Origin of the sequence: uncultured Amaricoccus sp. (assembly GCF_937858865.1) — a bacterium.
GTDB lineage: Bacteria > Pseudomonadota > Alphaproteobacteria > Rhodobacterales > Rhodobacteraceae > Amaricoccus.
The window spans coordinates 1-6,928 of record NZ_CALLYO010000503.1 but is presented as its reverse complement, the minus strand read 5'-3'; the positions used below and the strand labels follow the sequence as shown (position 1 = coordinate 6,928).

Below are 6,928 nucleotides of genomic sequence, written 5' to 3'. Positions count from 1 at the left end.
GGAGGGCTCGGGCCTCGCCAGGTCCGAGCCGTCGCGCGCCGGCTGGCGGAACCTCTGGATTCGGCGCTGAAAGGCACGGGGTGGGCACGCGTGCCCACTTTGTCATCCTACTGTTTTTGCTAGATTTCCCCCTGCGGCGTTAACCAGATCGAAAGCTTCGTTAACGGCCCTCGGGCGCGGCCGCCTGCAGCCAGCCCCAGACCCGCGAGGGCGTCAGCGGCATGGCGACGTGGCGGACGCCCGCCTCCCAGAGCGCGTCGAGGGCGGCGTTGGTCACCGCGGCGAGCGCCCCGACCGTCCCCGCCTCGCCGCAGCCCTTCATCCCGATCGGGTTGGCGGTCGAGGGGACGAGCTCGGTATGGAAGGCCATGAAGGGCACGTCGTCGGCGCGCGGCATGGCATGGTCCATGAACGAGCCGCTGAGCAGCTGCCCCTCGGGCGAATAGGCCACCTCCTCGGTCACCGCCTGGCCGATCCCCTGCGCCACGCCGCCGTGCACCTGGCCCTCGGCCAGCATCGGGTTGATCAGGTAGCCGAAGTCGTCGACGACGGTGTATTTCACCACCTTGAGCTGCCCGGTCTCGGGGTCGACCTCGACCTCGGCGAAATGCGCGCCGTTCGGGTAGGAGCGGCCGGGGACGGTGAACTCGCGCGTCGTGGTGAGCAGGTCGGCCTTGCCGGTCCGCCGCGCCACCGCGGCGAGCCGCATGAGATCGACGCTGCGGTCGGTGCCGGCGATGCGGTAGGCGCCGTCCTCGAAGACGAGATCGCTGCCCGCGACCTCGAGCTCCTCCTCGGCGAGCGGGCGGAAGCGGGCGACGACCTCGTCGACGGCGTGGCGGATCGAGCTGCCCTGCATCGTAGCCGAGCGCGAGCCGCCGGTGCCGCCGCCGGTCGCGATACGGTCGCTGTCGCCCTGGACGAAGCGCACCCGGTCGAAGGGGATGCCGCTCCGCTCGGCGAGGATCTGCGCGAAGGCGGTCTCGTGCCCCTGCCCGTTCGACTGGGTGCCGACGTGGAGCTCGACCATGCCGTCCTCGGCGAAGGCGATGGTCGTCGTCTCGTTCTGCGCGCCGAGGATCGACTCGATGTAATAGCAGAGCCCGAGCCCCCGGAGCCGGCCCGCCTGCGCGCTCTCCGCCTTGCGGGCGGCGAAGCCGGCCACGTCGGCCTCCACGAGCGCCCGGTCGAGCACCCGCCCGAAGTCGCCGGTGTCGTAGAGCTCGCCCGCCGCCGAACGGTAGGGGAAGGCGTCGGGCGGGATGAAGCTCCGCCGCCGCAGCTCGACCGGATCGACCCCGAGCTGGCGCGCCGACCAGTCCATCAGGCGCTCGAGCACGTAGATCGCCTCCGGCCGCCCGGCGCCCCGGTAGGCGTCCATCGGCGGGGTGTTGGTGAAGACGCCGCGCACCCGGAAGAAGGTGGTCTGCACGTCGTAGACGCCGGGCATCACCTTCAGCGCCAGCTCCGACTGGATGAACTGGACGTAGGGCCCGTTGCAGGCGCCGAGGTCGGCCACGCAGTCGATGCGCAGCGCCTTGAGCCTGAGGTCGGCGTCGAAGGCGGCCTCGGCCACCGTCACATGGTCGCGCCCGTCGCAGTCGCTGAGCATCGCCTCGCTGCGCGTCGAGATCCAGCGCACCGGCCGCCCGGTCTCGCGCGCCGCGAAGGCGACGGCGAGATATTCCGGATAGGCCGAGGCCTTCATGCCGAAGCCGCCGCCCACGTCGGGCGTGGTCACCCTGACCGCGCCCTTGTCGAGACCCATGGCGCGCGCGAGCTCGTCGCGCAGGCCCCAGACGCCCTGGCCGGAGAAGGCGACGTGCAGCCGCGCGCCGTCCCACTCGGCGAAGCAGCCGCGCGGCTCCATCGGCAGCGCCTTCGCGCGGTTGTCGACGAGCTCGAGCCGCGTCGTATGCGCCGCCTCGGCGAAGGCGCGGGCCGTCGCCGCCTCGTCGCCGTGCGCCCAGTCGAAGGCGAGGTTCTCCGGCGCCTCGGGGTGGATGGCCGTCCCGCCGACGGCGGTCGCGACGTGCACCGGCAGCTCGTCGAGGTCGAAGACGATCATCTCCGCCGCGTCGAGCCCGGCCTCCCGCGTCTCGGCCACGACGATCGCCAGCGCCTCGCCGGCGAAGCGCACCACCTCCTCCGCCAGCACCGGCCGGCGCGGCTTGGCGCCGCGCGAGCCGTCGCGGTTCCTCACCACCGCGGAGTCGATGGTATTGTCGAGCTTGCCGGCGAAATCGCGGGCGGTGAAGACCGCGACCACGCCGGGCGCCGTCGCCGCCTCGCTCACGTCGAGCGCGCGCACCCGGGCGTGCGCCATCGGGCTGCGCAGGAAGACGGCGAAGAGCGCACCCTCCGGGACGGTGTCGTCGATGTAGCGGCCGGCGCCGGTCAGGAAGCGGACGTCCTCCTTGCGCAGCACGCTCTGGCTGGTTCCGAACCTCTTCGCCGCGAGCTCGTTCACCTGGCTCCTCCCCGCTTGACCCGGCGGAGACTAGCGGTTTTGGCCCTTGCGTCCATAGGCCCGGCCCCTTTCCCTGCCCTTTCCCTGCCCTTTCCCTTCCGGCGCCGGGGCGGTATGAGCGGGCGCCCGCCACGACCCCGGATGCCCGAGATGCCGATGGAAAAGACCTTCGACGCCAAGACCGCCGAGCCCGCGGTCAGCGCCGCCTGGGAGGCGGCCGGCGCCTTCCGCGCCGGCGCCAACGCGAGGCCGGGCGCGGAGGCCTTCTCGATCCTGCTGCCGCCGCCGAACGTCACCGGCAGCCTGCACATGGGGCACGCCTTCAACCACACGCTGATGGACATCCTCGCCCGCTGGCACCGGATGCGGGGGGATGACGTGCTCTGGCAGCCCGGGCTCGACCATGCCGGCATCGCGACGCAGATGGTGGTCGAGCGCGAGCTGGCGCGGGAGGGCAACCTCTCGCGCCGGGAGATGGGGCGCGAGGCCTTCGTGGCGAAGGTCTGGGAGTGGAAGGAGAAGTCGGGCGGGACGATCCTCGAGCAGTCGCGCCGGCTCGGGGACAGCTTCGACCTCTCGCGCAACCGCTTCACCATGGACGAGGGCTTCCATGACGCGGTGCTCCGGGTCTTCGTCGACTTCTACCGGCGCGGGCTCATCTACCGCGGCAAGCGGCTGGTGAACTGGGACCCGCATTTCGAGACGGCGATCTCCGATCTCGAGGTCGAGCAGGTCGAGGAGAAGGGCCATCTCTGGCGGCTGCGCTACCGGCTGGAGGGGGGCGAGACCTATCGCCATCCGGTCGCCTTCGACGCGGAGGGCCGCGCGACCGGGTGGGAGGAGCGGGACTATCTCGTCGTCGCGACGACGCGGCCGGAGACGATGCTGGGCGATACCGGCGTCGCGGTGCATCCCGAGGACGAGCGCTACCGGCATCTCGTCGGCAGGACGGTCCGGCTGCCGCTGGTCGGCCGCTCGATCCCGATCGTCGCCGACGCCCATGCCGATCCGGAGAAGGGCACCGGGGCGGTCAAGATCACGCCGGCGCACGACTTCAACGACTGGGAGGTCGGGCAGCGGCAGGGGCTGCGCGCGATCAACGTGATGGACACGCGGGCGCGGATCGCGCTCGAGGGCAATGCCGACTTCTGGGAGGGGGCCGATGCGTCGGAGGCGCTGGCCGGGCTCGACGGGCTCGACCGCTACGAGGCGCGCGACGCGATCCTGACGCTGGCCGAGGAGGAGGGCTGGCTCGACGGGACCGACGCCGAGACCCACGTCGTCCCGCACGGCGACCGGTCCAAGGTGGCGATCGAGCCGTTCCTGACCGACCAGTGGTACGTGGACGCAGCCACGCTGGCCAGGCCGGCGCTCGCGGCGGTGCGGGACGGGCGCACGCGGATCCTGCCGGAGCGGGACGAGAAGACCTATTTCCACTGGCTGGAGAACATCGAGCCCTGGTGCATCTCGCGCCAGCTCTGGTGGGGGCATCAGATCCCGGTCTGGTACGACGAGGACGGCGCGCCCTATTGCGCGATGACCGAGGCGGAGGCGCGGGCGCAGGCGGGCGGGAAGGCGCTGACGCGCGACCCGGACGTGCTCGACACCTGGTTCTCCTCGGGGATCTGGCCGCTCGGGACGCTGGGGTGGCCGGAGGAGACGCCGGAGCTCGAGCGGTACTATCCGACCTCGACGCTGGTGACCGGGTTCGACATCATCTTCTTCTGGGTTGCGCGGATGATGATGATGCAGCTCGCGCTGACGGGCGAGGTGCCCTTCCGCGAGGTCTACATCCATGCCCTCGTCCGCGACGAGAAGGGCAAGAAGATGTCGAAGAGCCTCGGGAACATCCTCGACCCGATCGAGCTCATCGACCGGTACGGGGCGGACGCGGTGCGCTTCACGCTGACGGCGATGGCGGCGATGGGGCGCGACCTGAAGCTCTCGGAGGAGCGGATCGCGGGGTACCGCAACTTCGGGACCAAGCTCTGGAACGCGGCGCGCTTCGCGGAGATGAACGACTGCCAGCCGGATCCGGGCTTCGACCCGGAGGCCGTCACCCTCACCGCCAACAGGTGGATCGTGGGCGAGACCGGGCGCCTGCGCGAGACGCTCGACGCGGCGCTCGCGGCCTACCGGTTCAACGACGCGGCGAACGCGCTCTATGCCCACGTCTGGGGCAAGGTCTGCGACTGGTACGTGGAGCTCGCCAAGCCGCTCTTCGCCGGCGCGGGGGCGGCGGAGACGCGGGCGACCATGGCCTGGGTGCTCGACCAGTGCCTGATCCTGATGCACCCGGTCATGCCCTTCATCACCGAGGCGCTCTGGGGGGAGATCGCCGAGCGGGGGAAGCTGCTCTGCCACGCCGACTGGCCGGGGTACGGGGCGGAGCTGGTCGACCCGGCGGCGGATGCGGAGATGAACTGGATCATCGGGCTCATCGAGGACATCCGCTCGGTCAGGGCGCAGCTGCACGTCCCGGCCGGGGCGCGGGTGCCGCTGGTGGAGCTCGAGCTCGCGCCGGCGCAGGCGGAGGCGCTGGAGCGGAACCGGCCGCTGGTCGAGCGGCTCGCGCGGATCGAGCGGTTCGAGCGGGCGGAGGCGCCGCCGCGGGGGGCGATCACCCTCGCGCGCGAGGGGGGGACCTTCTGCCTGCCGCTGGCCGGGGTCATCGACGTCGCGGCGGAGCGGGAGCGGCTGGCCAGGGCGCTCGACAAGCTCGGCAAGGAGGCGGCCGGGCTGCGGGGCAAGCTCGCGAACGCGGCCTTCCTCGCCCGTGCGCCGGAGGACGTCGTGGACGAGCAGCGGGCGCGGCTCGAGGCGGCCGAGGCGGAGATCGAGGTGCTGAAGGCCGCCGCGGCGCGGCTGGCCGATCTGGAGCGGGGTGCGTGATCGGGGCGGCGCGAAATGCCCATCAACCGATCTGAGGGTGCCCGGGTTAATCCTTGATAACTTTGCCTGAACGGCGCCTGCGGTCGCCGAACTGGCGTTCCACCTTCAGCAAAAGGCCGAAATACCTCCGCCGCGGGCGCGCCGGTTCGGCGGCCGGCGCGCGTTGACGCCGCGCGCCGCTTGGGCTTTAGGCAGGGGAGGATCGTGGAGGTCGAGGCGAGATGCGGCACATGAAGCGCGCGGAACTGGCGGTGGCCGAGATACTGGCGGATTTCGTCGAGAGGGAGGCGCTGCCCGGCACCGGGATCGAGGCCGCCGCCTTCTGGGACGCATTCGCCGCCATCGTGCGCGACCTCGCGCCGCGCAACCGCGAGCTGCTGGCGGCGCGCGACCGGATGCAGGAGCAGATCGACGACTGGCACCGCGCCAACGGGGCGCCCTCCGACCGGGACGCCTACCGCGGCTTCCTGCGCGAGATCGGCTATATCGTCGACGAGGGGCCGGAGTTCCGCGTCGGGACCAGCGGCGTCGATCCCGAGATCGCCGACGTCTCCGGGCCGCAGCTCGTGGTTCCGCTGTCGAACGCGCGCTTCGCGCTCAACGCGGCGAATGCACGCTGGGGCTCGCTCTACGACGCGCTCTACGGCACCAACGCCATTCCCGAGGACGGCGGGCGCGAACGGCGGCGGAGCTACAACCCGCAGCGCGGGGCGGCCGTCATCGCCTGGGTGCGCACGTTCCTGAACGACGCAGTGCCGCTGCGCGGAACCGGCTGGACGGCGGCGCGGGGCTTCTCGGTGAAGGGCGGCGCGCTGACGGTGGCGCTCGAGCGAGGAACGACCAGGCTGGCGCGGCCGGAGCAGTTCGCCGGCTACCGCGGCGACGCCGCGGCACCGACCGAGATCCTCCTCCGCAACAACGGGCTCGGCATCCGGATCGTGATCGACGCCGGCAGCACGATCGGGCGGGACGATCCGGCGCACGTCTCCGACGTGCTGCTCGAGTCCGCGGTCACCGCGATCATGGACTGCGAGGACTCGGTCGCCGCCGTCGACGCCGAGGACAAGGTGCTGGTCTATCGCAACTGGCTCGGGCTGATGAAGGGCGACCTCGCCGAGGAGGTCGCCAAGGGCGGCCGGACCTTCGAGCGCCGGCTGAACCCGGAGGCGGAGTTCCGCGCGCCGGACGGCACGCCCTTCGGCCTGCGCGCGCAGGCCCTGATGCTGGTCCGCAACGTCGGGCACCTGATGACCAGCCCCGCGATCCGCGACGCCGAGGGCCGCGAGGTGCCGGAGGGGATCATGGACGCCATGCTCACCGGCCTCTGCGCGCTGCACGACGTCGGCCGGAACGGGCGGCGGGCGAACTCGCCGCTCGGCTCGGTCTACGTGGTGAAGCCGAAGATGCACGGGCCGGACGAGGTGGGCTTCGCGGTCGAGACCCTGGCGCGGGTGGAAGCGGCGCTCGGCATGGCGCCGCTGACGCTGAAGATCGGGATCATGGACGAGGAGCGGCGGACGACGGTGAACCTCCGCGAGTGCATCCGCGCCGCGAAGGACCGCCTCG

At 71.9% G+C, this 6,928-nt stretch carries 3 protein-coding genes; 2 read left to right on the top strand and 1 reads right to left on the bottom strand.

Going from position 1 to position 6,928, the window contains the following annotated elements:
* Positions 1 to 160: 160 nt before the first annotated feature.
* A complete protein-coding gene (locus Q0112_RS14705) occupies positions 161 to 2,470 on the bottom strand; it encodes a xanthine dehydrogenase family protein molybdopterin-binding subunit (RefSeq protein ID WP_297976554.1) in 2,310 nt (769 codons plus the stop codon).
* Between the two features lie 150 nt (positions 2,471 to 2,620).
* Between Q0112_RS14705 and Q0112_RS14700 the strand changes: the two genes are divergently transcribed.
* Together Q0112_RS14700 and Q0112_RS14695 are read left to right on the top strand one after the other, a co-directional pair.
* Complete coding sequence (locus Q0112_RS14700) at positions 2,621 to 5,362, top strand: valine--tRNA ligase (RefSeq protein ID WP_297976552.1); 2,742 nt, start codon at positions 2,621 to 2,623, stop codon at positions 5,360 to 5,362.
* A 230-nt stretch (positions 5,363 to 5,592) separates the two neighbouring features.
* Positions 5,593 to 6,928 (top strand): malate synthase G (locus Q0112_RS14695; RefSeq protein WP_297976550.1); only part of this gene is annotated, 1,336 nt, incomplete at its 3' end.

Coding starts and splice junctions, on each gene's coding strand:
- Q0112_RS14700 (WP_297976552.1), top strand. CDS start 2,621: ATGCCGATGGAAAAGACCTTCGACGCCAAGACCGCCGAGCCCGCGGTC.